Below are 25,031 nucleotides of genomic sequence, written 5' to 3'. Positions count from 1 at the left end.
TCGGCGGCGGTCCACAGCCTCCGGCGTGGCGGGAAACGCCCGATTGGCGTCCAGCGCAAAAGTGCATTACTCTGGTCAGGTTGCTCCGGGGAAAACGACCGGAAGGAACGCGTTGTACGGGGCTGTGGCGCAGCTGGTAGCGCACCTGCATGGCATGCAGGGGGTCAGGGGTTCGAGTCCCCTCAGCTCCACCGTGCAAAGTAGGGAAAAGGGAACCATCACCTGGTGATGGTTCCCTTTCTCGTTGCTGCCCGGAAGCGGGCCGGCCCTGGTGCAAAACCCTTCCCGCGCAGGTCAAACGGGGGTACAACTGATCATGGAGGGCACAGCGTCCCGCCGCGGGCCTTCATTCACCAGAGTCCAGCCCCGGGACGTCGCTGACGAGGAGGTCGCAGATGTCCCAGGCGAATGATTCCGGTTACGGTGCGAACGGCGAAGGGGTTCCCCGCGGAACGGCGCTGTCGCGTGATACAGCCATCCGGGGACCGTCCAGGCCGGCTCCGTATATTGGGGCCGGCCTCCTGCTGGCGGCAGCCATACTCCTCCCGCTGATACCACAGCTGTACTCCTTTGACGCACCCCGGCTGGGCGGCATGCCGTTTTTCTACTGGTACCAGCTGGCCTGGGTACCAATTTCTGCCGTGCTGACCGGCACAGCCTATTGGCTGGTCACCAGGGAAGACCGACGACGGCGGGCTAAGGCACGGGCCGGCGGCCCGCCGAGGGCGGGTGGCGCCTCCGCCCGGACCGGCCGGGGAGGGGACCGGCCGTGAACGGGCGCGAAATCAACTGGACTGCCTTGGTCATCGTGGTGCTGTTGTTCGTCGTGGTGGCCGTCATGGGGTTCCTCGCTGCCAAGTGGCGCCGCGGATCCGCGGTGGAGGGCCTGCACAGCCTCGACGAGTGGGGCCTGGGCGGCCGCGGGTTCGGAACCTGGATCACCTGGTTCCTGCTGGGCGGGGACCTTTACACCGCCTACACGTTTGTCGCGGTCCCGGCGGCGATGTGGGCCACGGGGGCGGTCAGCGGTTTCTTCGCCGTCCCGTACACAATCGTCCTCTACCCGATCATCTTCATCATCATGAGCCGGTTGTGGTCGGTCTCCCACCGCCACGGCTACGTCACCTCGGCCGACTTCGTGGGCGGCCGGTACGGGAGTCGCTGGCTTTCGCTGGCGGTGGCAGTCACCGGAATCGTCGCCACCATGCCGTATATCGCGCTGCAGCTGGTCGGGATCAAGGCGGTGCTCACGGTCCTGGGCCTGGGCAGCTCCGGCAACGTGCTGTTGACCGACCTGCCATTGATCCTGGCTTTCGTGGTCCTGGCCGCCTACACGTACACCTCGGGGCTGCGTGCACCGGCCATGATCGCCGTGGTCAAGGACCTGCTGATCTACCTCGCCGTCATCGTGGCCGTGATCTACCTGCCCATCAAGTTCGGCGGCTGGGACACGATCTTCAACTCCGCCCAGGCCAAACTGGGCACCGTCAGCCAGGCCACGGGCAAGCCGGCCGGCGTCTTCATCCCGGGCGCCGCCAACTACTCCGCCTACTGGTCCCTCGCCCTCGGATCAGCCATGGCACTGTTCATGTACCCGCACTCCGTGACCGCCGTGCTGGCGTCGAAGGCGCGGAACACCATCCGCCGCAACGCAGCGATCCTCCCGCTGTACTCGCTGATGCTCGGCTTCCTGGCCCTGCTGGGATTCGTTGCCATCCAAGCCGGGACCAAGCCCATCGACCTTGATGGATCGGTCAACCCGCAGCTGGTGGTCCCTCAGTTGTTCCTTGACCACTTCCCGGCCTGGTTCGCGGGCATTGCACTGGCCGCAATCGCCATCGGTGCCCTGGTGCCGGCAGCGATCATGTCGATCGCCGCCGCGAACATGTTCACCCGCAACATCTACCGCGACTTCATCCGGCCCGACGTGGACGCCAGGACCGAGGCGAAAGTATCCAAGATCGTCTCCCTGGTGGTGAAGGTGGGCGCACTGGTCTTCGTCATCGCCATGGACCAGTCCGCCGCCATCAACATGCAGCTGCTGGGCGGCATCTGGATCCTGCAGACGTTCCCGGCGGTAGTGGCCGGCCTGTACACGCGCTGGTTTGACCGGTGGGCCCTCCTGGCCGGCTGGGCAGTGGGCATCGTGTTCGGAACAGTATCCGCCTACAACGTGGTCAACCCTGTGACCAAGGCGCACTTCGGCGGCTCGGTGGCCGCCTTCCCGGGGACGGACTTCAGCGTGTACATTGCGGTATCCGCCTTCGCGCTCAACCTGGTGGTCGCCGTCGTCCTGACTGTGGTGTTGCGGGCGCTGAAGGTCCGGACGGGAGAGGACCTGACGCGGCCCACGGACTATGACGCCGACGAGACGGACCCGAAAGTGGTGCAGATCGAGCAGACCCAGCATTACACCCAGCCGGGCGGCCCGTCACCGGTCGCTTAACCGCCCATCCGGGCCGGGTGTCACAACCAATCGGCGCGGCGCAGTGGCGGCTCCGCCCCGCCCGGCCGGCGGGCCAGGACCTGGTTGACGCCGGTCAGCCCGTTTTCGAAGCCCAGGGCGCTGGCCGCCATGTACAGCCGCCATACCCTGGCGCGCCCGGCCCCGGCGAGGGCCACCGCTTCGTCCCAGTTCTCTTCCAGCCGCCGGACCCAGGCCCGGAGGGTCAGGGCGTAGTGGCGGCGGAGGGCCTCGACGTCGAGGACTTCGAACCGGGCTGTTTCCAGGGCGGCCACCATCTCGCCCAGGCTGATCATTTCCCCGTCGGGGAACACGTACCGGGGAATGAACGAGTCGGGATCGGGGCTGGTGGGACCGGCGTTCCAGGAAATGGCGTGGTTCAGCAGGCGGCCGCCGGGCCTGAGCAGCCCGAAGAGCGCAGCTGCGTAGGCAGGGGTCTGGGCCCGGCCCACATGCTCGGACATGCCAATGGAACTGATGGCGTCGAACGGTCCGTCGTGCACATCCCGGTAGTCCTGAACCCGGATCTCCACGGTGCCGGTGAGGCCGGCATCCGCAGCCCGCTTGCGGGCCAGGGCGGCCTGTTCCGTCGACAGCGTCACCCCCACCACGGTGACTCCGTACCCGGCGGCCGCGTGGAGGGCGAAGCTGCCCCAGCCGCAGCCCACGTCGAGGACCCGCATCCCGGGCTGGAGGCCCAGTTTGCGGCAGACAAGGTCCACTTTGGCCTCCTGCGCGGCGTCCAGGCCCACGTCCGGCGCCTGCGAATCCGGCGCGCCGCCCGCCGGCCATACGGCGCAGGAATACACCATGGAGGGTCCCAGCACCAGGGCATAGAAGTCGTTGCCGACGTCGTAGTGATGGGAGATGGCGGCAGAATCCCGGCCCCTGGAATGCATCCTGCCCTTCCGTGCAATGCGGGCCTCCTCCGGCGGCGGCACCGGGTTGGGACCTACCGCGCCCAGCCTGACCGCCGTCCGTGCCAACAGCAACAGTTCGCGGGCAGTGGGCGGACGGAAGGGGCCGGGCTCGGCAAACTTGCCTGCCGAGCTCAGTGCCCCGAAGGCGGCGAACACGTCTCCCGGGGCGTCGATCTCACCCGCGACATACGCCCGGCTCAGCCCCAGTTGCCCCGGTGACCAAAGCATCCGCCGGAGGGCCCGGCGTGACCTGAACTCCAGGACCGGGGCGTCCGCTGGCCCGGCCTCGGAGCCATCCCACGCCCTCAGGCGCAGAGGGATCCGATCCGTCCCCAGCACCACCCCCAACGCTGTTGCCAGCCGGTCAGCATGTCCCGTGGCCTTGGCGGCTCCTGCAGTGTCCATGGGCCCACCCTAAGGCTGCGCCGCCCTCCGCGACTATCATTGGGGAGTGATTCCTGAGCCAACCGATGTTGTGGTCATCGGGGCGGGCCAGGCCGGCCTGTCCGCCGCCTACCACCTGCAGCGCCGGGGATTCGATTTCGTGGTGCTCGACGCAGAAGAAGGTCCGGGCGGTGCCTGGCGGCATCGGTGGAAGAGCCTGCGCATGGCAACGGTCAACGGAATCAGCGACCTGCCGGGGATCCCCAAACCGGAAGTCGATCCCGCCGAGCCCAGCTCCGAATTCCTGACCCGCTACTTTGGCGGCTACGAGGCCGCCCTGGGCCTTGCAGTGCACCGGCCCGTCAAAGTGCGTGCTGTCCGGCGGGAAGACGGGGACCCGGCCGGCCGGCTGAGGGTGGAGACGTCCGACGGCGGCTGGAGCGCCAGGGCGCTCATCAATGCCACCGGCACCTGGACCCGCCCGTTCTGGCCCATCTACCCGGGCCGGTCCTCGTTCCGCGGCCGGCAGCTCCACGTGGCCGACTACGTCTCCGCCGCTGAATTCACGGGCAAGCACGTGATTGTGGTGAGCGGCGGCATCTCCGCCGTCGGCCTGCTGGACGAGATTTCCCGCGTCACGTCCACCAGCTGGTTCACCCGCCGGGAACCGGTTTGGCGGGATGCCCCGTTCGATGCCCGGGCCGGGCACGACGCCGTGGCCCTGGTGGAGGACCGTGTCCGCCGGGGCCTCCCGCCGCAAAGCGTCGTATCGGCGACCGGGCTCATCTGGACTCCGGCGCTCCGCGCAGCCCGGGAGCGCGGCGTCCTTGACCGGCAGCCCATGTTCACGGCCATCGAACCGGACGGAGTCCGCCGCGCCGATGGCAGCTTCCTGAAAGCGGACATCATCCTCTGGGCCACCGGCTTCAGGGCCGAACTGGAACACCTCGCCCCGCTCCATCTCCGCGGACCGGGCGGCGGGATCGCAATGGATGGAACCCAGGTGGCAGCCGAGCCGCGCGTCCACCTGGTGGGCTACGGGCCGTCGTCGTCCACCATCGGCGCCAACCGGGCCGGCCGCGCAGCAGTGGCAGCCATCGCGGCACTGCCCCGGATGGCTCCGGCGGCGGAAACGGTAACGTGGGGGTGACCCCGGGGAACCCGGGGACGGCACGGACGACAGAAGGCGGCAGGACACCGGTGGCAGCACATACCCTGGCGGAGATTTTCGATGTCCTGCGCCGGCGGCCCGATGTTGAAGCGCCCAACCTCCACGCCTGGGACGCCACGGACCGGCTGCTCCTGGACACCGCTGTGCAGCTTGGCCGGTCCGGCAGCACCATTGCCGTAATCGGCGACCGTTACGGCGCCTTGACCCTGGGCGCATCCGCCGTCCTCGCCCCGGCCTCCCTGCGCGTGCACCAGGACCTGGTGACGGGGGAGCGGGCGCTGCGGTTGAACGCCGCGCAATGCGACGCACAGTTGCCGGGATTCGCCGGTGAAAGCACGGAATTCGCCCAGCTGCCCCTCGGGCCTGAGCTCCTGGCAGGCGCGGACACAGTCCTGCTGCAACTGCCCAAGACCCTGGCGGAGCTGGAGGAGATTGCGGCTGCCGTCGCCCGCCACGCGGCCCCCGGGGTGCTGCTGCTGGCCGGTGGCCGGGTCAAACACATGTCCCTGGGCATGAACGCGGTCCTGGAACGCTTTTTCGCATCCGTCCAGCCGCAGCTCGCCCGGCAAAAGTCGCGGCTGGTCCTGGCCGCCGGAGCAAAACCGGCCGCACCGCCACGCTTCCCGGTGGTGGAGCACGTCGCTGAGCTGGACCTGGACGTTGCCGCCCACGGCGCTGTCTTCGCCGGCGCCAAACTGGACATCGGCACCCGATTCCTACTGACGTTCCTGCCCGCCATGAAACCGGCACGGCACGCCGTCGACCTCGGCTGCGGCACCGGCATCCTCGCCGCCATGTACGCGCGCCAGTTCCCTGGCGCCGCCGTCACGGCCACCGATCAGTCTGCGGCCGCCGTGCAGTCGGCCCTCGCCACCGCACGGGAAAACGGCCTGGCGGACCGGATCACCGTCCTGCAGGACGACGCGCTCAGTACCTTCCCCGACGGCGCTGCCGATGCCGTCCTGCTGAACCCGCCCTTCCACGTTGGTGCCGGCGTCCATGCCGGCGCCGGGATCAAGATGATCGAGGCGGCAGGACGGGTCCTGGCCCCCGGCGGTGAGTTGTGGACGGTCTTCAACCGGCACCTTGCCTACCTGCCGGCGCTGGAAAGGCACGTCGGGCCCACCGTGGTGGAAGGCATGAATCCCAAATTCACCGTCACGCGAAGCGTCCGCCGCTCCCGCTGATCCGGGCCAGTGGCCGCCACCCGTGGACCGGCACCCACCGCCAAACCGCCGCTGACGTGGACCGTTCCCGCGCCGCGCCGCCGCGCGGCCATGTGGGCGCGCGCCCGCCCGTAACGTACGATTCAAAGCATCACCGTATGCAGGTAGCCGAAGACGTTTAGGGGACACCGTGTCTGAGATCCGCCAATCTTCTCCGAGGCGCGGAACCAACTTGCCCAGGATGGGGGATTTCAACCTCACCGTCATCCTCGACGCGATCCGCAGGACCACCGGCGGGTTGAGCCGCGTGGAACTCGCGCAGATCGTGGGCCTGTCCCCGCAGACCATCTCCAATATTTCCCGGCGCCTGCTGGACCAAAACCTGATCGTGGAAGCCGGCAAAGAGGGCAGCGGACCGGGCAAGCCGCGCACCATCCTGCGGCTCAACCCCGCCGGCATGTACGCCCTGGGTGTCCACCTGGACCCCGCCGTGACCACGTTCGTCGTCTTGGACCTGGTGGGCGCGGTGGTCCGGCATTCACGCATCAAGACTCCGGGCGGGAACGATCCCTCCGCCGTCATCACCACCATCGCCGCGGAACTGGCGCAGCTCGTCACCGATTCCGGCGTGGACCGCAGCCGCATTGCAGGCGTGGGCGTGGCCGCTCCCGGCCCCATCGACCTGGACAACGGCACCGTGGTGGACCCGCCGCTGCTGCCGGGCTGGGACCGGGTGGAACTGCGTGAGGCGCTGGCCAGGGCCACCGGCTACTCGGTACTGGTGGACAAGGACGTCACCAGCGCGGCCGTGGCGGAAACCTGGGCGGGCGGCCCCAGCGGCGCGGGGAGCTTCGTCTTCATGTACATGGGAACCGGCATCGGCTGTGGCATCGTCCTCAACGACGAGGTTATTCGCGGAACCTCCGGCAATGCCGGCGAGATCGGCCACATCGTGGTGGATCCGGACGGTCCTCCCTGCGACTGCGGCCAGCGGGGCTGCGTCAAATCCTCCTGCATTCCGCAGGTGCTGGTGGCGGAGGCGGAGGCGGCCGGCATCCTGGAAGGGCCCCCCGCCAGCAGTGCCGCCGAAATCAAGCAGAGCTTCGCCGACCTCTGCGCACGCGCCTACAGCGGGGACGAACGGGCCTCCGCCATCCTGGACAAGTCAGCCGTCCTGGTGGCACGGGCAGTTTCAGTGGTCACCAACACCCTGGATGTTGAACGGGTTGTCTTCGGCGGCCCGTTCTGGACCTGCCTGTCGCAACGCTACCTGGAGCTGATCCCGTCCCTCCTGGACACCAACAGCGCCGCCCGCCTGATCCACCCCATCGAGGTTGTGGGCACCGGCGTAGGGGAGGACGTGGGCGCCATCGGCGCAGCATCGCTGGTCCTGGAACATACCCTCGCGCCCCGCGCCCAGCGGCTGCTGCTGGAAAGCTGACCGGACCATGCTTCGCCGGGTATCCGCCACGGTGTCCCTCCTGGCCGCCGCAGCACTGGCCCTTGCCGGCTGTACTTCCGCCGATCCTGCAGGCGGCAAGACGATTAAGGTGGCCTACCAAAAGACGGATTCCTTCACCGCACTGGACACCATGTTCCAGGACGCCAAGAAGGAGTTCGAAGCCGCGCACCAGGGCGTCACCGTTGAACTCCAACCCATCCAGGCCAACGACGACGACTACGGCACCAAACTGGCCCTCGCGCTCAGGTCGCCGGCCACCGCCCCCGACGTCTTCTACGAAGACACGTTCAAGGTCCGCTCGGACGTGGATGCCGGGTACCTTTTGAACCTGGACAGCCGGCTGACGGCATGGGAAGACTGGGACAAGTTCGACGCCGGCGCGAAAGAAGCCGGGAAAGCCGACGACGGCGGCACCTACGCGGTGCCGTTGGGCACCGACACGCGGGCCATCTGGTACAACAAGAGGGTTTTCGAAGCCGCGGGCATCGCGCTGCCCTGGCGCCCTGCCACCTGGCAGGACATCCTGGACACCGCCAGGAAGATCAAGGCCTCGAACCCCGCCGTGATCCCGTTCAACATGTATGCCGGCAAAGGCACCGGCGAGGGAACAGTGATGCAGGGGTTCTACGAACTGCTGTACGGCACCGGCGCCGGCCTGTACGACCAGGACGCGAAAAAATGGGTCGTCGGCTCAGCTGGCTTCAAGGATTCCCTCACCTTCCTCCAGGCGCTCTACCAGGAGAACCTCGCGGTGCCGCCCGCTGATGCGCTGGACCCGAACGTCTGGAAGAAGGTGTTTGGAGACTGGTTCCCGAAGGCACAGTTGGGCGCCACAGTGGAAGGCTCCTATACGCCGTCGTTCTGGCAAATAGGTGGAAGCTACGAATGGCCGGCGTACGCGCAGGACATGGGCGTGGCCCCATTCCCCACACAGAAGGGCGGGGCACCGGGCGCCGTGAGCATGTCCGGCGGCTGGACCTTGGCCGTGGGCGCGGAAACCAAGCAGCCTGACCTCGCCTTCACATTCCTGACCACGGCGCTGAACGCAAAGAACTCCCTGAAGTTCACGGTCGCCAGTTCACAAATCGCCGTCCGCACGGACGTCGCAGCCGATCCGGGCTACCAGTCCGCCAACCCCTTCGTCAAAGACGTGTCCAGCCTGGTGTCGGTGACCCGGTACCGCCCCGCCACCTCGGACTACCCCCGGATCTCCGCTGCCGTCCAGGAAGCCACCGAAGCCGTCATCACGGGCAAGAGGACCCCGGAGCAGGCGGCTGCCGACTACGACACGGCCGTGGCAGGCATCGTGGGCGGCGACAAGACCGTCCGGAAGTAGCGGTGGCACGCCACCACCAACGGCGGCAGTTCGCCCGCTACCTGCCGGTCCTGCCGGCCGTCCTGCTGCTTGTGGTCTTCCTGGCGGGCCCGGTGCTGTGGGCCTTCCAGGCCTCGCTGACCAATGCCGGACTGACCGGCAGGCATGCCAGGAACCCGGAATGGGTGGGTCTGGGGAACTACCAGCGGCTGCTGCAGGACCCGGTGTTTCCGCTCTCGCTGGCCCTGACGGTGGTGTTCGTGGGCGGGTCCGCCGTTCTGGGCCAGAACGTCCTGGGACTGGCGCTGGCGGTCCTTCTGCGCCGGGCCCGGCCCGCGGTCTCCGCGGCGGTGGGTACCGCCGTCGTTGCCGCCTGGGTCTTGCCCGAAATCGTGGCCGCTTTCGCCGCCTACGCTTTCTTCAGCCGCGACGGCACGCTTAACCAGTTACTCGGCGGGCTGGGACTGGCGGAAATCGACTGGCTCTACGCCCTGCCCATGCTGGCCGTGATTATGGCGAACGTGTGGCGGGGCACCGCCTTTTCCATGCTGGTGTACCGCGCGGCGCTGGGCGGCGTACCGGCCGAGCTCACCGAAGCGGCACACATGGACGGGGCCGGCGCCTGGCAGCGGCTGGTGTTCATTACCCTGCCGGTGATCCGGGGCAGCATCGCCACCAACCTGATGCTGGTCACGCTGCAGACCCTGGCCGTGTTCACCCTGATCTGGGTCATGACCGCGGGCGGTCCGGCCAACGGCAGCTCCACGTTGCCCGTCATGGCCTACCAGGAGGCCTTCAAATTCGGCGACATCGGCTACGGCACGGCGGTGGCTTCGGTGCTGATCCTGATCGGGGCAGTGTTCGGGGCCGCCTATCTTCGCCTCTTGCGGGAGCAGAAGCCGTGACGGCCGCACGGACTGCCGTCCGGCCACGGGCCCGCCGCCGTCCGCGGGGGAGCGCTGTGGCGGATGCCGTCCTGCTGGTGATCGGCGCGTGCTTCGTGCTGCCGCTGCTGTGGCTGGTCCTCGGTTCGCTGGACCCGGCCGCCGGGCATGGCACCAAAGTTCCGCTGCGGCCGGCCCTGGACAATTTTTCCGCAGTCCTCACCCCGGAGCTGCTGTTCCGGCCGCTGTGGAACAGCCTGGTGCTTTCTGCAGGGACCGGTGCCGTGACCCTCGCGGCGGCGGTCCTGGCGGCCTACCCGCTCTCGCGCTACCGGTCGCGCTTCAACCAGCCGTTCATGTACGGGATCCTGTTCGGCACCTGCCTGCCGGTGACGGCCATCATGGTTCCGGTGTACGGATTGTTCGTTCAGCTTCAGCTGTTGGATTCCTTGCCCGCCACAGTGCTGTTCCTGTCCGCGACCAGCCTGCCCATGGCCATCTGGATGACCAGGAATTTCATGGATGCTGTGCCTTTGGCCGTGGAGGAGGCCGCTTGGGTGGACGGGGCATCCCGGCTGGCTGCCTTGCGTTCAATCGTGCTGCCGCTCATGGGCCCGGGCCTGGGCGTGGTGTTTATCTTCGTGTTCATCCAGGCCTGGGGGAACTTCTTCGTACCGTTCGTGCTCCTGCTCTCTGAAAGCAACCAGCCGGCGGCGGTATCGATCTTCAGCTTTTTCGGCCAGTACGGGGCCGTGGCGTATGGCCAGCTGGCCGCGTTCTCCATCCTCTACTCCCTGCCGGTGCTGGCCCTCTACGGCATCGTGGCGCGCGGCGCCGGCAACTCGTTGGCGCTGTCGGGAGCTGTCAGGGGCTAGTCGATGTCCTCGAGCACGACGCCGAAGGGGAGGGTATCGTCCAGGTGGGCTTGGTGGCCGTGGTGGGTGTCCACCACGCGGACGCCGTGCAGTTTGTCCGCCGCGGACTGCATCAGGACGGGCCTGACCGTGTCCACGAACAACTGGTTCTTGCCGGCGAGGTACTCCTTGTAAGTGTCTGGAAGCTCGATCATGGCAAAAGGATAGACCTGCCCGGCCCGCATGGGGAGGGGTGCCCATTGCCGTTCCGGGCCCCGCGGTCTTGGATAGGATGGCGGGCGGGACACGGCCGGCCCGGCCCGCGACTCCATCACCGTCACCAGGGGGAATACCAGTGCTTTCGACCAGCGTGCCCGCAAGAATCGAACCGGCGGAGCTGGCCAGGGCGCAGCAGGTGGTCGCGAACATTTCCCGCAGTTTCGACGCCAAGGTGGTGGGGCAGTCCCGGCTGCGCGAATCGCTCCTGGTGGGCCTGCTGACCGGCGGCCACATCCTCCTCGAAAGCGTCCCGGGACTGGCGAAGACCACTGCGGCGCAAACGGTGGCCGAGGCTGTCAGTGCGGACTTCCGCCGGATCCAGTGCACCCCGGACCTGCTGCCCAGCGACATTGTGGGAACCCAGATCTACGATGCCGCCAAAGGAACTTTCGTCACCCAGCTGGGGCCGGTGCACGCCAACATCGTGCTGCTGGACGAAATCAACCGCTCCAGCGCCAAGACCCAGAGCGCCATGCTGGAGGCCATGCAGGAACGCCAGACGTCCATCGGCGGACAGGACTACCGGCTGCCCTCACCGTTCCTGGTCCTGGCAACCCAGAACCCGATCGAGCAGGAAGGCACCTACCAGCTCCCTGAAGCCCAAATGGACCGCTTCATGCTCAAGGATGTGCTGGACTACCCTTCGCCGGCGGAGGAAGCGGAGATTATCCGCAGGATCGATGCCGGCATCTTCACCGCGGACCAGAAGCCTGCTGCCGCCGCCTCCCTCGACGCCGTCACCGACATCCAGGCCCTCGCCAAGCGGATCTACATTGATCCTGCGCTGATCAACTACATCGTGGGGCTGGTGTACGTGACCCGGCATGCTTCGCAGTACATCGATGCCCGGCTTGCCGGATTCATCGAATTCGGCGCCAGCCCCCGCGCCAGCATCGCCTTCAGCCAGGCCTCCCGTGCGGTTGCCCTGTTGAACGGCCGCGACCACGTCATCCCCGAGGACGTCAGGTCGCTGGCCCACCGGGTCCTGCGGCACCGGCTGATCCTGAACTTCGATGCCGTGGCCGAGCAAGTGCCTGTCGAATCGGTGATCGACGCCATCGTCGCAGCCGTCCAGACCCCCTGACCCCGCATGCCAAGCCTGCTCCAGCGCGTGAAGTCGAAGATGGCCATCTTCGCGCACCGGAAAGCCCGGGGAATGCTCGACGGCGAATACGGTTCCGTCTTCCGTGGCCGCAGCCTCGACTTCGATGACCTGCGTGCCTACGTTCCCGGGGACGAGGTCCGCGACATCGACTGGAAGGCGTCGGCGCGCCACGGCTCACCCCTGATCCGGCGCTATGTGGCAGTCCGGAGGCAAACGGTCCTCCTCGTTACCGATACCGGGCGCAACATGGCCGCAGAGGCCTGGTCCGGGGAAACAAAAAAGGACATTGCCATCCGCGCGCTGGGAGTCCTGGGCTACCTGGCGCACCGCCACGGTGATGTGGTGGGCCTGGTCTGCGGCGACTCTTCCGCCACCCGGTCCCTGCCCGCAAAGGGCGGTGAGGAGCACCTTGAGCGACTGCTGAGGCACGTCGACACCCACACCAGGCTGGACGGCCCCCCGAGCCGGCTCCAGGACCAGTTGGAGCATGTGGCCCGAAACGTCAAGGGCCGCCACCTGCTGTTTGTCGTCGCGGATGAACTGCCCGCTGACGCCAGCACGGGCCAACTCCTCCGCAGGCTCCGCGCGCAGCACGAGATTCTCTGGCTGACGGTCCGGGACGCGGACCTGGCACCGTCCAGCCCGGAAACGATGGAATCTTCCCCAGGCGATTCCTTCAGCGTGGCCGATTCCGCGCTCCTGGCCTCCCAGCCTGCGGCGTCGGCCGCGGTGGCCGCCGCCTATGCCACCGCGGTCGCCCAGCGTGACGCGGAGCGCAAGGCCATGCTGCGCGCTGCCGGGATCGTCGAGGGGGCCGTGGCCGCCAGCGGCGACGTCATGACCGGCCTGTTTGCCCTGCTCGAAAGGCACCGGCGTGCAGGCTGACCCCGGATTCTACGGACCGCTGCCGTACAACCCCGCATGGACGTGGTGTGGAGCGGCAATCCTGGCCCTGGTGGCCGGCTGGTACGTCTACGTGTGGTTAAGCTCCCGTGCCGCCCCCGCATCCGGTCCCGCACCGGCGCGTCCCGCCCTGACAGACCTCCCGGCGCTCAAGGCCGCCTACCTGCAGCGTATCCAGGACGCCGAACGGGATGCCGCGGCGGGCACCCTCGACGCACGGGCCGCGCACCAGCAGATCAGCATGCTCCTGCGCGGCTTCGTCCGGGACGCCACCGGGGTGGACGCCACCCGAATGACGCAGCAGGACCTGGCGCAGCACCCGCTTCCGGCGGCCGCGGACGCCGTCGAAGCCCTCTACCCGGCCGAATTCGGGCCCGGTCCGCTGCCCTCCGTGGGCGCCTCCGCAGCACGGGCTTCGGCGGCGGTGCGCGCATGGAGCTGATGTTGTGGTGGGTGCTGCTGCCTGCTGCCGCTGCCGTGGCGTGGGTCGTATGGGCCGGGCTGCGGCGCAACGGACGGGAAGACGTTCGACGCCGCCCGGTGGCCCACGCGGACCGGCTCACCGCGCTGCCGGAATACCAGGCTGCCCTCCGGCGGCACCGGAGATGGCTGCTCGTGGCGGGGGCCGCCTGTGCCCTGCTGCTGGCCTCGACGGCGGTGGCCGCTGCCCGCCCCGTGGACGTGGCAACCACCAGGCCGGAGCAGCACAACCGGGACATTATGCTGTGCCTGGACGCGTCCGGCTCCATGAGCGACGCCGACGCCGCCGTGGTGGACGTCTTCGCCGGCCTGGCCAGGAAGTTCAACGGCGAGCGGATCGGCCTGACCATCTTCGACAGCAGCGCCATCCAGGTGTTCCCGCTGACGGACGATTACGCTTACGCCCAGGAGCAGCTCCAGTCCGCCAAGGACGCTTTCGACGGCAAACCCGGCAGCTCCGGATTCCTGGACGGCACCTGGAACGGCCATGGTTCCTCGCTGATCGGCGACGGCCTGGCGTCCTGCCTGAACAGCTTCCAGGGCGCCACCGGCCCGGGTGACGCCAAGGCACAGCGGTCCCGGTCGGTAGTGCTGGCCACGGACAACTTCCTTTCCGGCAAAGCCATCATGACCCTGGAGCAGGCGGCGCAACTGGCCAAGGACAGGTCGGTGCACGTCTACGCCCTGAATCCGGGGGACGTTGACTACGGCGCCGGGGCGGACCAGCCGGGAGCCCGGCTGCGGGCCGCGGCGGAGTCCACAGGCGGCTCGTACTATTCCCTTGACAGCCCTGATGCCGTGGCCGGGATCGTGGCCGGCGTCGAAAAGACTGAGACCGCTGCGATCCAGGGAGCGCCGCGGGCCGTGATGACGGAGGTCCCGGGAGTACTGCTGGCCACAGCAGTGCTGTCCGCACTGCTGCTCTGCGCTGCGCTATGGCAGGTGCAGCCACCGCTGAGGCGCGGCCGGCATGGCACGCCGCCTCGTCGCGGGCAGGGGCGCCGTGCGTGGTTCAGGCGTACCGCCGTCGTCCTGCTTGTCGGGGCAGCCGCCCTGCGTCCCGGCCTGCCCGGCGGAACCGTGCAGGCCGCCTCGACGGATCTCAACGTCTTCTTCGTGGTGGACACCACCACCAGCATGGTCGCCGAGGACTACGGCGGTGGAAGCCCGCGGCTGGAAGGCGTCCGCAAGGACATCAAAGCGATTGCGGAACAACTGCCGGGCGCGCGTTTTTCGGTCATCACCTTCGACACCACCGCACACGTCCGGATGCCGTTGAGCACCGATACCCTTGCCCTTGAGACCCTCACCGACATCCTGGAGCCCCAGGTCACCACTTACGCCAAGGGCAGCAGCATCAGCGCCGCCAGGCAGGTCCTCGCAGAGCGGCTGGCCGCCGCCCGGGACAGCCACCCAGGACGCCCGCGGCTGGTGTACTACCTGGGAGACGGCGAACAGACCAGCGGCAAGGAACCGGAGGCAATGGCGTTCGACGCCGGACTGGTGGCTGGGGGAGCGGTCCTCGGCTATGGCACGGCGGAGGGCGGCCGGATGAAGGAAAACACCGGCCTGGACGCCGGCGACGGCTCCGCCGGCGGCGCTGCGACAGGGCCGCACAGGGGATATGTCCAGGACAACGGTGCAGGGGACGCACGCTCCGTCATCGATGAGGGGCGGCTACGGACCATCTCGGCGCAATTGGGCTTACCGTACGTGCATCGGGACGCGGGTGGCGCCGTGGCGGAGATGATGCGTCAGGCCCGCCCGGGAAAGCCGGAACACTCGGACGGCGACGGTTCAGTCGCGGCCCTGACCGAGGTTTATTGGCTGTTGGCCGCCGGCGCCTTCCTGCTGGCCCTGCCAGAAGCGGCGGCTGTCCTTCGCCGGCTCCGCGGACTCCCACGGCCCGCACGGGCGGAGGCCACACCGTGAGGGCTCCAGCCCGCCGCCGGCGCCTGCTGCTCTGGTCGCTGCTGCCTGTGCTCCTGGCGCTGTGCGTGGCGGCAAAGCTCCTCAGCCTCGGCGTCCTTGCCGGCACAGCTGCCGCACGTTACGCGGCCGGGGACGCCGCCGGCGTGGACGCCGCCGCCGGCGGCCTCGACGTGGCCAACGTGGTGGAGCCGCACAAAGCGCCGTTCGCCGCCGGCGGCGCTGCGGTGCTGCGCGGAGACTACGGGGCCGCCCGTGCCGACTTCGAAACGGCGCTCCGCACCGTCCCGGCCGGTTCCGGGGATGAATGCCTGATCAGGGTCAACCTGGCCCTGGTGATTGAACGCCTTGGTGACGATCGGCTGGAGGCCGGGGACCCGGCGTCGGCCGCTGCCCTGTACCAGGCCGCACTGACCGCGGCGAAGGAGGCACCGGGTTGCTTGTCGCCGGACGCGGCAGCCGGAGCCGGCGGACGGCTGGGGGAAGCCGCCGAACGGCTGGAAGGAAAGCTCAACTCGGCCGCCCAGGCGCGAGGCCAAACAGCGGCACCATCGACGGAGCCTGCGCCCGACCCCTCGGCAGCGGCGCGGCAAAGCCAGCTGGACCAACTACAGGACAGCGCGCGGCAGGCCGAACGGGAACGGAACAGCGGCCGCGAACGGGAGCAGTACCTGGACGACACCAGTGGAACGGCGCCGGACCGGCCCTGGTAGGGCTGGTCCATCGGCGAAGCAAATTCTGCAGCAGCTGTGAAACACACCGTAAAACTGCGTCTTATTCGGTTGTCGACTTGAAGGCACCCTCCGAGCCCTCATAGAGTCATAGACAAGTTACCGCGGTAACGTGTCAGCGATCCTCCGTTCCGGAGGGTGTGGGTGCCCCCATGTGGGCCTGACATTTGCTCACGGACTACTTCATTCCAGGCGTAACAGTCGCGGCTGCGTCCTCCATGGAGTTCCTCCGTGTTCCCCAAACTCAATTCATTGGCGGTTTTCCTGCACATTCACCGGCAGGCAACCCCAATGGCCCAAAGCCAAGGACGCAAATGTCACCACCAAGCCGCATTGAAGCACACCCAAACCTCTCCGACACCGCCCCGGTGGCGCTCTCCTATGAGCTGTTCCCGCCGCGCTCCCCGGCCGCTGCCGAGACGCTCTGGACCACCATCCGTGAACTAGAAACCACGGCACCCGACTACGTCTCCGTGACGTACGGTGCCAGCGGATCCAACCGCGATACCGCCGTCGAACTCATCAACCGGCTCCTGCTCGAGACCACCCTCCGGCCGCTGGCCCACCTGACCTGCGTTGGGAACACGCCGCAGGAGCTGGCCGGAATCATCGGCGAACTGCTGGACATCGGAGTGCGGGGCATCCTCGCGCTGCGCGGCGACCTGCCCAAGGACGGCGTCCGGCCTTCCGACGGTGCGCTGCGGTACGCTCAGGACCTGATCGAGCTGATCAGGCGGGTGGAGCAGCGGCGTTCAACCCTGCTCTGCGCCGGAAAGATCGCCGTCGGCGTGGCCGCATATCCCTCCCGGCACCCGGAATCGCCCAGCGAGGAACACGACGTCGAGGTGCTGCTGGCCAAGCAGCGTTCCGGCGCCGACTTCGCCATCACCCAGGTGTTCTTCGAGACCGAGCAGTACGCGAACCTCCTCACCAGGGCACGCCGCGCCGGAGTCACCATCCCGATCATCCCCGGCGTCATGCCGCTCACCAGCCTGCGCCGGCTCACCCGGCTAGGTGAACTGGCCGGCGTCGAACCGGCACCCGCATTGATGGAACGCCTGGCCGCCGCCGACAGCGACCTCGAACGCCTGCACATCGGCGTCGACGTCACGGTGGACCTGGCCAATGCTGCCCTGGATGCCGGAGCCCCCGGTATCCACCTCTACACCTTCAACGAGCACCAAAGCGCACTGGAGGTGCTGGACAAACTGGCCCTGCCGCGCCACACCCGCCGGGACTCCGCCGCCCGGCCCCAGCTCGCCAGCTGAGCACTTTCCCGGCCGAACCCCCACACCACCCCCGTACGCTCCACACTTCCTGGGAGAACTCCACGCCTGAACTGACCGCGCCCAAAAACACCCCGTTCCCGTCCGCATCGCTGCTCCGCTACCCGCGCATCGGCCGCCGCCGCGAACTCAAGAAGGCCGTTGAAGCCTACTGGGCAGGCAAAATTGACGCCGCCGCCATGGCCGGCGTCGTATTTTAACCGGGCAGCCTCAGGACTCCCAGACGATCTCGTCGTCGACTACGCCGTCCTGGTCAGCGCAGGCCACCAGGACCTCATCGGTGAAGTGCTCGCCGAGGGTGAAGTCCAGGACAAAGTAGCGTTCGGGCTGGCCGGGGTAGATACCCACATGGCCGAGCTTCAGTGCCTTGAGGAAAACCTCATTGGTCAGCTGGCTGCGGTCCTGGACACCGAACACCTTGTGCAGATGTTCTTCCTTGAGGGCGTTGCAGTGGAAGTGCAGGTATTCCTGCGGGCTGGTGCCTTCCTGCTCAAGTTCCTCGGCAATCATCTCGCGGACCTCGTCCACCAGTTCGGGCAGGAAACGCAGCCGGTATTCGACCTTACGGAGCGCGGCTTCATCGAAGTGGTCGTGGGCATTGATGTTCAGGTCGAGTTCCAGCGGGTGGCCGCGCAGCTCATGCCGGGCGGCAAAGAGATGGTCCATACCGTGGTTCAGGTCGATCTCTCCAAAGTGCTGGCTCGCTACCTTGTTCATATTCTCAACATAGACCCGAAGGCCAGACCATTCCAGCGTTCGGGGCTAATTCACTGCGGTGCGCATGCCGGCGAGGGTTTCAGCCAGCAGGTCAACGAACAGCTGAACCCGTGCCGTTTTCCGGTCATTGAGCAGAAGCGCGAACACGTTGCGTGCCAGCCGGATCTCGGGGACGTCCAGCACCACCACGCCCGCGGGTTTGTTCCGAAGCGCGAGCTCCGGGACAAGGGCAGCGCCCAGCCCGGCGGCCGCCATTTCCAGGCTTGCGTGGAAGTCGTCGCTGTGCGCCACCACGCGCGGGTGCAGGTTGCAGCCGGCGAAGAGCCGCTCGATCACCATGGCATCACTGGTGCCGGGGTGGTGCATGATCCATGGCATTTCGGAGAGATGGTCCGCTGCCACCTTCGCGTCGGCGCGGAATCCCCAGCCGGCAGGCAGCACCACGCGGAAATCGTCGTCGCCAATCCATTGCCGGTTGATCGTGTTGGGCCAGGCGAAGCCGGTCTGGCCCACCTGGAACACCACCGCCAGGTCGAGGTCGCCTCCGGTCCGCAGCCCCTGGATGGTTTGGCCCGGTTCAGCCACGGACACCCGCAGGTCGATGCCCAGCTTCTTCCAGGCCGGGTTTTTCAGGATCCGCGGCAGGACATAGGTGGCGAGGCTGGGGAAGATCCCCAGCCGCAGTTCCTGGCTTCCCGTGTCTTGTGCCCTGGACGCGGCCGCCATCAGTGCTTCGATGTCCGTGAGCACTTTCGCGGCATGGCGGGTCATGACGACGGCGGCTTCCGTAGGAACCACGGCCCGCGCCGAGCGCTGGAAGAGCGTGACGCCGGTGTCGCGCTCCAGCGCGGACATCTGCTGCGAAACAGCGGAGGCAGTATAACCAAGTGTCGCGGCCGCCGCGGCGAATGAGCCCAGCCGCGTGACCTCCAATAAGGTCTTCAAGTGCACGGGGTTTACCACCAGCCCACAGTACTGCACCCATCCGCCGCCGCCACGGTACCGAATTGCCCTCTGTACACCCGGTCCGGCGGCAGATGTCCAACAGAGGAGCACGAATTGTCACCTAATCCAGCAGTAGATGCAGGCGGGCGGCGGCGCGTCGCCGTCATCGGCAGCGGCGTGGCCGGACTTACTGCCGCCTACGTGCTGAACCGGCAGGACAACGTCACCCTGTTCGAGGCAGATTCACGGCTGGGCGGCCATGCCCACACCCACGACATGCCGCAGCCGGACGGCAGCGCCATCGGCGTCGATACTGGTTTCATTGTTCACAATGAACGGACCTATCCCACGCTGCTTCGCCTGTTCGCCGAACTGGGCGTGGAAACCCAGGACTCGGAGATGAGCATGTCCATCCGCTGTGACGGCTGCGGACTCGAATATGCCGGCGCCCGGGACGGCGCCCGCGGCATCATCGCCAAACCATCAAGCCTGCTGCGCGGCCGCTACCTGCTGATGCTCCTGGAGGTCACCCGCTTCTACCGGAAGGCGCGCGAACTGCTCAGGACCGCGCCGCCGTCGGCCGTCAGCGGCGGGGTGGATGTTCCCGAACTGACGCTCGGCGCCTTCCTGGAGCGGGAAAAATTCAGCCCCTACTTCATCTCGCACTTCATGACCCCGGTGGTCAGCGCCGTGTGGTCCTGCGACCCCACCACCGCACTGTCCTACCCCGCGCGGTACCTCTTCACGTTCCTGGGCCACCACGGGATGCTGGGCATCAAAGGCTCACCGCAGTGGCGCACCGTCACTGGCGGCTCCGCCCGGTACGTCGAAAAGCTGGCCGCGACCCTTCCCGACGTCCGGCTGGAAACCCCGGTCACCGCCCTCCGGCGGACCCCTGACGGTGTGGAACTGGATACAGCCGGTGGGCTGGAAGCCTTCGACGCCGTCGTCATTGCCACCCACCCGGCACAGGCACTGGGGTTCCTGGCCGACGCCACGCCCGAGGAGAAGGAAGCGCTCGGCGGCATGCCGTACTCGGTCAACCACACTGTCTTCCACCGGGACCCCGCAGTATTGCCCGCGGCGGAGAACGCCAGGGCTTCATGGAACTACCGGCTCCCCGGCTGCGACGCCCGCCCGGACAAAGTCCTGGTCAGCTACGACCTGACCCGGCTGCAGCGGCTTGAACCCGCCGACGGCCGGCCGTACCTGGTCAGTCTTGGCGAGTCCGAGCTGATTGCCGACGTCGCCGTCCTGGACAGGATGGTCTACGAGCACCCGCAGTACACGCCCGAATCCCTGCAGGCCCAGCAGGCCATCAAGGCGCTCAGCAACGACAGGATCGCCTACGCCGGGGCATACCTTGGCTGGGGCTTCCACGAAGACGGCGCCCTCTCCGGGGTCCGCGCCGCGGAGAAGCTCGGCCGCACCTGGCCGGTGGCCCGGGCCGCTGACGGCGGAGACTCCTCCGGCGAGGGGGAGCGGGAACTGCTTGCGGCGGAACCGGCGTGACCATGGGTGCCGCCATCTACCGGACCGCCATCTCGCATGTGCGGCAGACCCCGCTGAAGAACGCCTTCACCTACCGCAGCTACAGCTGGTTCGTGGACGTGGATGACCTTCCCCGCCTGCCACCCCTGCTCCGGCCGCTGGCAGAATTCCGTGCGGGAGACCACTTGGGCGATCCCGGGGCCAGCTTCAGGGCCAACGTGGAGCGTTACCTGCGGACCCAGGGAATCGAGCCCGACGGCGGCCCCATCCACATGCTGACCAGTGCCAGGGTTTTTGGCTATGTCTTCAACCCGCTGACGCTTTTCTGGTGCTACGGCACCAACGGAGAGCTCCGGTGCGTGGTGGCCGAGGTCCACAACACCTATGGCGAACGGCACTGCTACCTGCTCCGGACGGACCCCTCGGGGCGCGCGTCAGTGCCGAAGGCTTTCTACGTTTCACCCTTTAACGACGTTGACGGCGAATACCGGATGAAGTTGCCCGCCCCCGGCGAGCGGCTTGCGGTGTCAATCGTCCTGGAACGCGATGGGCACCGACCCTTCGTGGCAACCATGGACGGCAGGCGTAAACCGGCCACCATCCGGAACATCCTCGCGGCAGCCGTTGCAGTGCCTGCCGCGCCGATGCTGGTATCCGCACTTATCCGGCTTCAGGGCGTTAAGCTCTGGGCAAGACGCCTGCCCGTCGTCGCCAGACCACATCACCCCCCACAGGAGGCAGTTCAATGACAATGACGGACGATAACGGCACCGCGTCGGCTGAGCGGCCGGCGGACCATAACGGTTCCGCCGCACCGTACACCGTGCCGCGGCCACCCGCGTCCATCGATGCGGGCATCTGGCCGGGAATTGCCGCCGTGCCTTCCGGTTTCAAGGCGACCGGTGCAGCGCGGATTGCGGACGGGATCTTCAAGGCAGCCGTGCGGCGCCTACCGCTCGAGGTGCGCTACCCCGATGGCCAAGTGCTGGGCTCGGCCCCGGCCGGCTCGGGTGCACGCGTCATGACCATCCACCGGCCGGAGCACTTTGCCCTGCGGCTGGGCGACGGGGGCTTGATCGGCCTGGGCGAGTCCTACATGGCCGGCGACTGGGATGCAGACAACCTGACAGCAGTGCTGGAGGTCTTCGCGGAGCGGGCCGGCACCCTGATACCGGTTCCGCTGCAGAAACTGCGGTCCATCTTCCTGCCGCGCCAGCCGCGGACCGAACGCAACTCCCTGAAGAACACCCGCTCCAATATCTCCCGCCACTACGACCTCTCCAACGAACTGTTCGCCACGTTCCTTGACGAGACCATGTCCTACTCCAGCGCGCTCTTCCCGGCGTCCGGAGGTGCCGTGAAGGACATGCCGTGGGAGGGCTTCGCCGCCGCCCAACAGGCGAAGATCGACCGGCTGCTGGACAAGGCCGACGTCGGACCCGGATCCAGGGTGCTTGAGATCGGCACCGGGTGGGGCGAACTGGCGCTGCGTGCAGCCGCGCGCGGCGCCACCGTCTACTCGGTTACGCTGTCCAGTGAGCAGCAGGCGCTGGCCCGGAAACGGGTGGCGGAGGCAGGCTACGCGGACCAGGTAACCATTGAGCTGAAGGACTACCGTGCCGTGGAGGGCGAATACGACGCCGTCGTGTCGGTCGAGATGATCGAGGCCGTTGGTTACGAATACTGGGCCACGTACTTCCAAACCATCGAGCGGGTCCTTGCCCCCGGCGGCAAGGTGGCCATCCAGGCCATCACCATCGCGCATGACCGGCTTCTTGCCACCCGGACCGGATACACCTGGGTGCACAAATACATCTTCCCGGGCGGCGTGATCCCGTCGGTGCGCGCCATCGAGGAAGTCACGGAGAAGCGGACCGGACTGCAGGTCCGTGAACGCCTTGCCTTCGGCGAACACTACGCAGAGACGCTGCGGCTTTGGGAGGAGCGCTTCATGGCGCGGAAGGAAGAGGTGGCTGAACTGGGCTTTGACGCCGTCTTCCAGCGGATGTGGCTCTTCTACCTTTGCTATTCAAGGGCCGGGTTTGCCTCGGGCTACCTGAACGTCCAGCAAATTGTGCTGGACCGGAGGAAGAACGCTGCCGTCAACGGAGGCCGCTGATGGCCACTGCACTTGCCGAAACGATCGCGGAGGTACTGCGGCCCGTGGTGGGCGGGGAGCTGCCCGTCCGCCTGAAGGCCTGGGATGGATCGGAAGCGGGGCCGGCGGAAGCTCCGGTAGTCCGGCTCAACAGCCCGGATGCCATCCGGCGGTTGCTGTGGAGCCCAGGTGAACTTGGCGCCGCACAGGCCTACGTCACGGGCGAACTGGACATTGACGGTGACCTCAATTCCGCGCTGCAGCAGCTGTGGGAAGTGGTCCGGCAACGCCGGTTGTCCGGCATCCGCCTTACGCCCGGAGTCATCGCCGGGATCGGCAGGATCGCCCGCTCGGCCGGGGCCCTGGGGACACCGCCGGCGCCACCGGCAACGCAGGCCAAGGTCCGGGGACGGCTGCACAGCCTGATCCGTGACCGGGCCGCGATCAGCCACCACTATGATCTCAGCAACGATTTCTACGGCCTGATCCTGGACCCGCAGATGGCCTACTCCAGCGGTTACTGGACGGAAGCTCCCGGCCCCGGCTACGGCGTCGAGGATGCCCAGCGCGACAAGTTGGACCTGGTGTGCCGCAAGATCGGGCTGGAACCGGGCATGCGCCTGCTGGACGTTGGCTGCGGGTGGGGTTCCCTCAGCCTGCATGCCGCGCGGCAGTACGGAGCCAAGGTGGTGGGTGTCACCCTCTCCGTGGAGCAGAAAGCATTCATCGACGCGCGGATCAAAGAGTACGGCCTGGCGGACCAGGTGGAGATCCGGGTACAGGACTACCGCGAGATCCCGGACGGGCCATTCGACGCCGTCGCCTCCCTGGAAATGGGCGAGCATGTGGGGCAGAGGAACTATCCCGTCTACGCCCAGGCCTTGTTCGACAACCTGGCGCCGGGCGGGAAAGTGCTGGTCCAGCAGATGTCCCGGCGCGGCCGCCACCCCGGCGGCGGTCCGTTCATCGAATCATTCATCGCGCCGGACATGCACATGCGCCCGGTGGGGGAGACATTGAACTTCCTCGAGGGCGCAGGGTTCGAGGTGGAGGGGGTCGAAGGCATGCGCAGGCACTACGTCCGCACCCTTGAAGCCTGGTACGCGACGTTTGAGCAAAACCTGGACCGGGCCGAGGAAATGATGGGCCCGGAAGTGGTCCGCGTCTGGCGGCTGTACCTGGTGGGGGCACTCCGCAGTTTTGCCGAAGGCCGGATGGGCGTTGAGCAGATCCTCTGCAGCAGGCCCGTTCCGCTGTAGCGGCTCCCGCCGCGGGCACCTGCACCAGGCGGCGGGTGCGATTGGTCACCCCAAGGGGTTCCGAAGGTCACTTCGGGACCCCTTTTCCGTGCCCGGAAGCCCTGTGGACAACGCCGCGACACGCCGTCGTTTTCGCGACACGCTGGCCGTTAATTGTGGCTAAGTAGTCCACAGGGTGTGGACGGGACTCGCAAAAATCCCGGGATCCCGGCCATTTTATTGGCCCCTGCCTGTGGATTAACGGTGCATTAAATGACATACTTGTAATACATCATCTTGGGGTCCAAAAGAGGCGCCTGCACTACATGTAGTATCTACATACGGCTTGGACGGGGACACCGCACCAGCAAGAGATTTCAACTAAGGGGACAGCGACAATGACCGTAACGGTTTACACGAAGCCTGCGTGTGTTCAGTGCAACGCCACCTACCGTGCGCTCGACAAAAAGGGCATCACCTACCAGAGCGTCGACATCTCCCAGGACGCCGAGGCGCTGGAGCGCTTGAAGGCACTGGGCTACATGCAGGCTCCCGTTGTGGTCACCGACCAGGATCACTGGTCAGGCTTCCGCCCGGACAAGATCGAGGAACTGGCGCTGTCCGCCGTTTCCTCCGTGGCCTAAGGTTTCCGCTTTTCCCGACAGCAACAAGCTGAGGTGACGTCCATGGTGGCACCCACAGCACAGCGTGACCATGCGGCTCAGCGCATGGAGGCGTCCGCATTGGCCGGTGCACAGGCTGATGCGGAGCCGGTCAGCACCGGCAGCCAGCTCATCTACTTTTCCTCTGCATCCGAGAACACCAGCCGCTTCGTCAGGAAGCTAGGCCGTGAGGTGGCCCGGATCCCGCTCTACGCGAAGGACTCACCCCTCCTCGCCACCCGGCCGTTCGTGCTGGTGGTGCCTACTTACGGTGGCACCGGGGGAGAGGGGTCCGTTCCCAAGCAGGTCATCCGGTTCCTCAACAACCCGCAGAACAGGCAACTGCTCCGCGGCGTGATTGGCGCCGGCAACACGAACTTCGGGGACAACTACTGCATGGCCGGTGACATCATCGCCGCCAAGTGCAAAGTACCCCACCTTTATCGATTCGAACTTATGGGAACGCCGGAAGACGTCACCCGGGTCAACCAAGGATTGGACACGTTTTGGACACGACTGTCGCAGACACAGAAGTAACCAGGGCCGG

Annotated in this window: 24 protein-coding genes, 1 tRNA gene and 1 pseudogene; 22 read left to right on the top strand and 4 right to left on the bottom strand. The window is 67.2% G+C overall.

Features of this window, described 5'->3' with window-relative positions; genetic code table 11:
• The first annotated feature begins 118 nt into the window (after nucleotides 1-118).
• From QRM95_RS02320 to mctP, 3 genes are all read left to right on the top strand, one after another.
• Nucleotides 119-191 (top strand) — tRNA-Ala (locus tag QRM95_RS02320).
• Nucleotides 192-395: 204 nt separating this feature from the next.
• The gene (locus QRM95_RS02315) at nucleotides 396-773 is read left to right on the top strand and encodes a DUF3311 domain-containing protein (protein ID WP_285246265.1); all 378 of its coding nucleotides are present in this window, start codon (nucleotides 396-398) and stop codon (nucleotides 771-773) included.
• A complete protein-coding gene (gene mctP / locus QRM95_RS02310; protein WP_285246264.1) occupies nucleotides 770-2,446 on the top strand; it encodes a monocarboxylate uptake permease MctP in 1,677 nt (558 codons plus the stop codon). The genes QRM95_RS02315 and mctP overlap by 4 nt, the downstream gene beginning before the upstream one ends.
• Before the next feature lie 20 nt (nucleotides 2,447-2,466).
• Here mctP and QRM95_RS02305 read toward each other — a convergent pair whose 3' ends face one another.
• Nucleotides 2,467-3,789 (bottom strand): class I SAM-dependent methyltransferase, encoded by a 1,323-nt coding sequence (locus QRM95_RS02305; protein ID WP_285246263.1) that lies wholly within the window; start codon nucleotides 3,787-3,789, stop codon nucleotides 2,467-2,469.
• A gap of 46 nt (nucleotides 3,790-3,835) precedes the next feature.
• Here QRM95_RS02305 and QRM95_RS02300 point away from each other — a divergent pair, with 46 nt between their 5' ends.
• The 6 genes from QRM95_RS02300 (at nucleotide 3,836) to QRM95_RS02275 (ending at nucleotide 10,641) form a co-directional block, all read left to right on the top strand.
• The gene (locus QRM95_RS02300; protein WP_285246262.1) at nucleotides 3,836-4,918 is read left to right on the top strand and encodes an FAD-dependent oxidoreductase; all 1,083 of its coding nucleotides are present in this window, start codon (nucleotides 3,836-3,838) and stop codon (nucleotides 4,916-4,918) included.
• 50 nt (nucleotides 4,919-4,968) lie between these two features.
• Nucleotides 4,969-6,126 (top strand): class I SAM-dependent methyltransferase, encoded by a 1,158-nt coding sequence (locus tag QRM95_RS02295; RefSeq protein ID WP_285246261.1) that lies wholly within the window; start codon nucleotides 4,969-4,971, stop codon nucleotides 6,124-6,126.
• 220 nt (nucleotides 6,127-6,346) lie between these two features.
• On the top strand, nucleotides 6,347-7,546 hold the full coding sequence (locus QRM95_RS02290) for an ROK family transcriptional regulator (protein WP_285246260.1): 1,200 nt from the start codon (nucleotides 6,347-6,349) through the stop codon (nucleotides 7,544-7,546).
• 7 nt (nucleotides 7,547-7,553) lie between these two features.
• On the top strand, nucleotides 7,554-8,903 hold the full coding sequence (locus tag QRM95_RS02285) for an extracellular solute-binding protein (protein WP_285246259.1): 1,350 nt from the start codon (nucleotides 7,554-7,556) through the stop codon (nucleotides 8,901-8,903).
• 2 nt (nucleotides 8,904-8,905) lie between these two features.
• A complete protein-coding gene (locus tag QRM95_RS02280) occupies nucleotides 8,906-9,787 on the top strand; it encodes a carbohydrate ABC transporter permease (RefSeq protein WP_285246258.1) in 882 nt (293 codons plus the stop codon).
• A complete protein-coding gene (locus QRM95_RS02275; RefSeq protein WP_461840836.1) occupies nucleotides 9,784-10,641 on the top strand; it encodes a carbohydrate ABC transporter permease in 858 nt (285 codons plus the stop codon). Before QRM95_RS02280 ends, QRM95_RS02275 begins: the two co-directional genes overlap by 4 nt.
• Here the strand turns inward: QRM95_RS02275 and QRM95_RS02270 are convergent.
• A complete protein-coding gene (locus tag QRM95_RS02270; protein ID WP_285246257.1) occupies nucleotides 10,638-10,865 on the bottom strand; it encodes a hypothetical protein in 228 nt (75 codons plus the stop codon). The two genes, QRM95_RS02275 and QRM95_RS02270, sit on opposite strands and share 4 nt — an antisense overlap.
• Nucleotides 10,866-10,975: 110 nt before the next feature.
• Between QRM95_RS02270 and QRM95_RS02265 the strand changes: the two genes are divergently transcribed.
• The 7 genes and pseudogenes from QRM95_RS02265 to QRM95_RS02235 form a co-directional block, all read left to right on the top strand.
• Nucleotides 10,976-11,983 (top strand): AAA family ATPase, encoded by a 1,008-nt coding sequence (locus QRM95_RS02265; RefSeq protein WP_285246256.1) that lies wholly within the window; start codon nucleotides 10,976-10,978, stop codon nucleotides 11,981-11,983.
• Nucleotides 11,984-11,989: 6 nt separating this feature from the next.
• Nucleotides 11,990-12,889, top strand: a complete 900-nt coding sequence (locus QRM95_RS02260; protein WP_285246255.1) for a DUF58 domain-containing protein — start codon at nucleotides 11,990-11,992, stop codon at nucleotides 12,887-12,889.
• Nucleotides 12,879-13,349: a hypothetical protein gene (locus QRM95_RS02255; RefSeq protein WP_285246254.1), complete on the top strand. Its 471-nt coding sequence runs from the start codon at nucleotides 12,879-12,881 to the stop codon at nucleotides 13,347-13,349. Before QRM95_RS02260 ends, QRM95_RS02255 begins: the two co-directional genes overlap by 11 nt.
• A complete protein-coding gene (locus tag QRM95_RS02250; RefSeq protein ID WP_285246253.1) occupies nucleotides 13,340-15,319 on the top strand; it encodes a vWA domain-containing protein in 1,980 nt (659 codons plus the stop codon). The genes QRM95_RS02255 and QRM95_RS02250 overlap by 10 nt, the downstream gene beginning before the upstream one ends.
• Complete coding sequence (locus QRM95_RS02245; protein WP_285246252.1) at nucleotides 15,316-16,029, top strand: hypothetical protein; 714 nt, start codon at nucleotides 15,316-15,318, stop codon at nucleotides 16,027-16,029. The genes QRM95_RS02250 and QRM95_RS02245 overlap by 4 nt, the downstream gene beginning before the upstream one ends.
• Before the next feature lie 332 nt (nucleotides 16,030-16,361).
• Nucleotides 16,362-17,315 (top strand): methylenetetrahydrofolate reductase, encoded by a 954-nt coding sequence (locus QRM95_RS02240; RefSeq protein ID WP_285246251.1) that lies wholly within the window; start codon nucleotides 16,362-16,364, stop codon nucleotides 17,313-17,315.
• A gap of 71 nt (nucleotides 17,316-17,386) precedes the next feature.
• Nucleotides 17,387-17,515: pseudogene (locus QRM95_RS02235) on the top strand (hypothetical protein); the annotation flags it as partial.
• 28 nt (nucleotides 17,516-17,543) lie between these two features.
• Here the strand turns inward: QRM95_RS02235 and QRM95_RS02230 are convergent.
• On the bottom strand, nucleotides 17,544-18,050 hold the full coding sequence (locus QRM95_RS02230; protein ID WP_018761541.1) for a DUF2004 domain-containing protein: 507 nt from the start codon (nucleotides 18,048-18,050) through the stop codon (nucleotides 17,544-17,546).
• 45 nt (nucleotides 18,051-18,095) lie between these two features.
• Nucleotides 18,096-19,013 carry a LysR family transcriptional regulator gene (locus QRM95_RS02225; protein WP_285246250.1) on the bottom strand — a complete coding sequence of 306 codons (918 nt, stop codon included), beginning with the start codon at nucleotides 19,011-19,013 and terminating at the stop codon, nucleotides 18,096-18,098.
• A gap of 96 nt (nucleotides 19,014-19,109) precedes the next feature.
• Between QRM95_RS02225 and QRM95_RS02220 the strand changes: the two genes are divergently transcribed.
• The 6 genes from QRM95_RS02220 to nrdI all read left to right on the top strand — a co-directional run bounded on the left by QRM95_RS02220 (nucleotide 19,110) and on the right by nrdI (nucleotide 25,021).
• The gene (locus QRM95_RS02220; RefSeq protein WP_285246249.1) at nucleotides 19,110-20,507 is read left to right on the top strand and encodes an NAD(P)/FAD-dependent oxidoreductase; all 1,398 of its coding nucleotides are present in this window, start codon (nucleotides 19,110-19,112) and stop codon (nucleotides 20,505-20,507) included.
• Complete coding sequence (locus QRM95_RS02215; protein WP_285246248.1) at nucleotides 20,504-21,235, top strand: DUF1365 domain-containing protein; 732 nt, start codon at nucleotides 20,504-20,506, stop codon at nucleotides 21,233-21,235. The genes QRM95_RS02220 and QRM95_RS02215 overlap by 4 nt, the downstream gene beginning before the upstream one ends.
• Nucleotides 21,232-22,605, top strand: coding sequence for a class I SAM-dependent methyltransferase (locus QRM95_RS02210; protein ID WP_285246247.1), 1,374 nt, complete (start codon nucleotides 21,232-21,234; stop codon nucleotides 22,603-22,605). Before QRM95_RS02215 ends, QRM95_RS02210 begins: the two co-directional genes overlap by 4 nt.
• A complete protein-coding gene (locus tag QRM95_RS02205; RefSeq protein ID WP_285246246.1) occupies nucleotides 22,605-23,843 on the top strand; it encodes an SAM-dependent methyltransferase in 1,239 nt (412 codons plus the stop codon). Before QRM95_RS02210 ends, QRM95_RS02205 begins: the two co-directional genes overlap by 1 nt.
• Before the next feature lie 377 nt (nucleotides 23,844-24,220).
• Nucleotides 24,221-24,466 (top strand): glutaredoxin-like protein NrdH, encoded by a 246-nt coding sequence (gene nrdH, locus QRM95_RS02200; protein WP_013601222.1) that lies wholly within the window; start codon nucleotides 24,221-24,223, stop codon nucleotides 24,464-24,466.
• A gap of 84 nt (nucleotides 24,467-24,550) precedes the next feature.
• Entirely contained in the window at nucleotides 24,551-25,021 is a 471-nt protein-coding gene (nrdI, locus tag QRM95_RS02195) for a class Ib ribonucleoside-diphosphate reductase assembly flavoprotein NrdI (protein WP_285246338.1), read from the top strand.
• Nucleotides 25,022-25,031 lie beyond the last annotated feature (10 nt).

The organism is Pseudarthrobacter sp. efr-133-R2A-89, assembly GCF_030209315.1.
Lineage (GTDB): Bacteria > Actinomycetota > Actinomycetes > Actinomycetales > Micrococcaceae > Arthrobacter.
Note: the sequence above shows the minus strand (reverse complement) of the source record. Positions and strands in the feature narration are given on the sequence as shown.

Excerpts from the sequence above, each read along its gene's own strand:
- QRM95_RS02315 (WP_285246265.1), top strand. The coding sequence starts at position 396 with ATGTCCCAGGCGAATGATTCCGGTTACGGTGCGAACGGCGAAGGGGTT.
- QRM95_RS02305 (WP_285246263.1), bottom strand. The coding sequence starts at position 3,789 with ATGGACACTGCAGGAGCCGCCAAGGCCACGGGACATGCTGACCGGCTG.
- QRM95_RS02290 (WP_285246260.1), top strand. The coding sequence starts at position 6,347 with ATGGGGGATTTCAACCTCACCGTCATCCTCGACGCGATCCGCAGGACC.
- QRM95_RS02285 (WP_285246259.1), top strand. The coding sequence starts at position 7,554 with ATGCTTCGCCGGGTATCCGCCACGGTGTCCCTCCTGGCCGCCGCAGCA.
- QRM95_RS02270 (WP_285246257.1), bottom strand. The coding sequence starts at position 10,865 with ATGCGGGCCGGGCAGGTCTATCCTTTTGCCATGATCGAGCTTCCAGAC.
- QRM95_RS02260 (WP_285246255.1), top strand. The coding sequence starts at position 11,990 with ATGCCAAGCCTGCTCCAGCGCGTGAAGTCGAAGATGGCCATCTTCGCG.
- QRM95_RS02250 (WP_285246253.1), top strand. The coding sequence starts at position 13,340 with ATGGAGCTGATGTTGTGGTGGGTGCTGCTGCCTGCTGCCGCTGCCGTG.
- QRM95_RS02240 (WP_285246251.1), top strand. The coding sequence starts at position 16,362 with ATGTCACCACCAAGCCGCATTGAAGCACACCCAAACCTCTCCGACACC.
- QRM95_RS02230 (WP_018761541.1), bottom strand. The coding sequence starts at position 18,050 with ATGAACAAGGTAGCGAGCCAGCACTTTGGAGAGATCGACCTGAACCAC.
- QRM95_RS02210 (WP_285246247.1), top strand. The coding sequence starts at position 21,232 with ATGACAATGACGGACGATAACGGCACCGCGTCGGCTGAGCGGCCGGCG.
- QRM95_RS02205 (WP_285246246.1), top strand. The coding sequence starts at position 22,605 with ATGGCCACTGCACTTGCCGAAACGATCGCGGAGGTACTGCGGCCCGTG.
- nrdH (WP_013601222.1), top strand. The coding sequence starts at position 24,221 with ATGACCGTAACGGTTTACACGAAGCCTGCGTGTGTTCAGTGCAACGCC.
- nrdI (WP_285246338.1), top strand. The coding sequence starts at position 24,551 with ATGGAGGCGTCCGCATTGGCCGGTGCACAGGCTGATGCGGAGCCGGTC.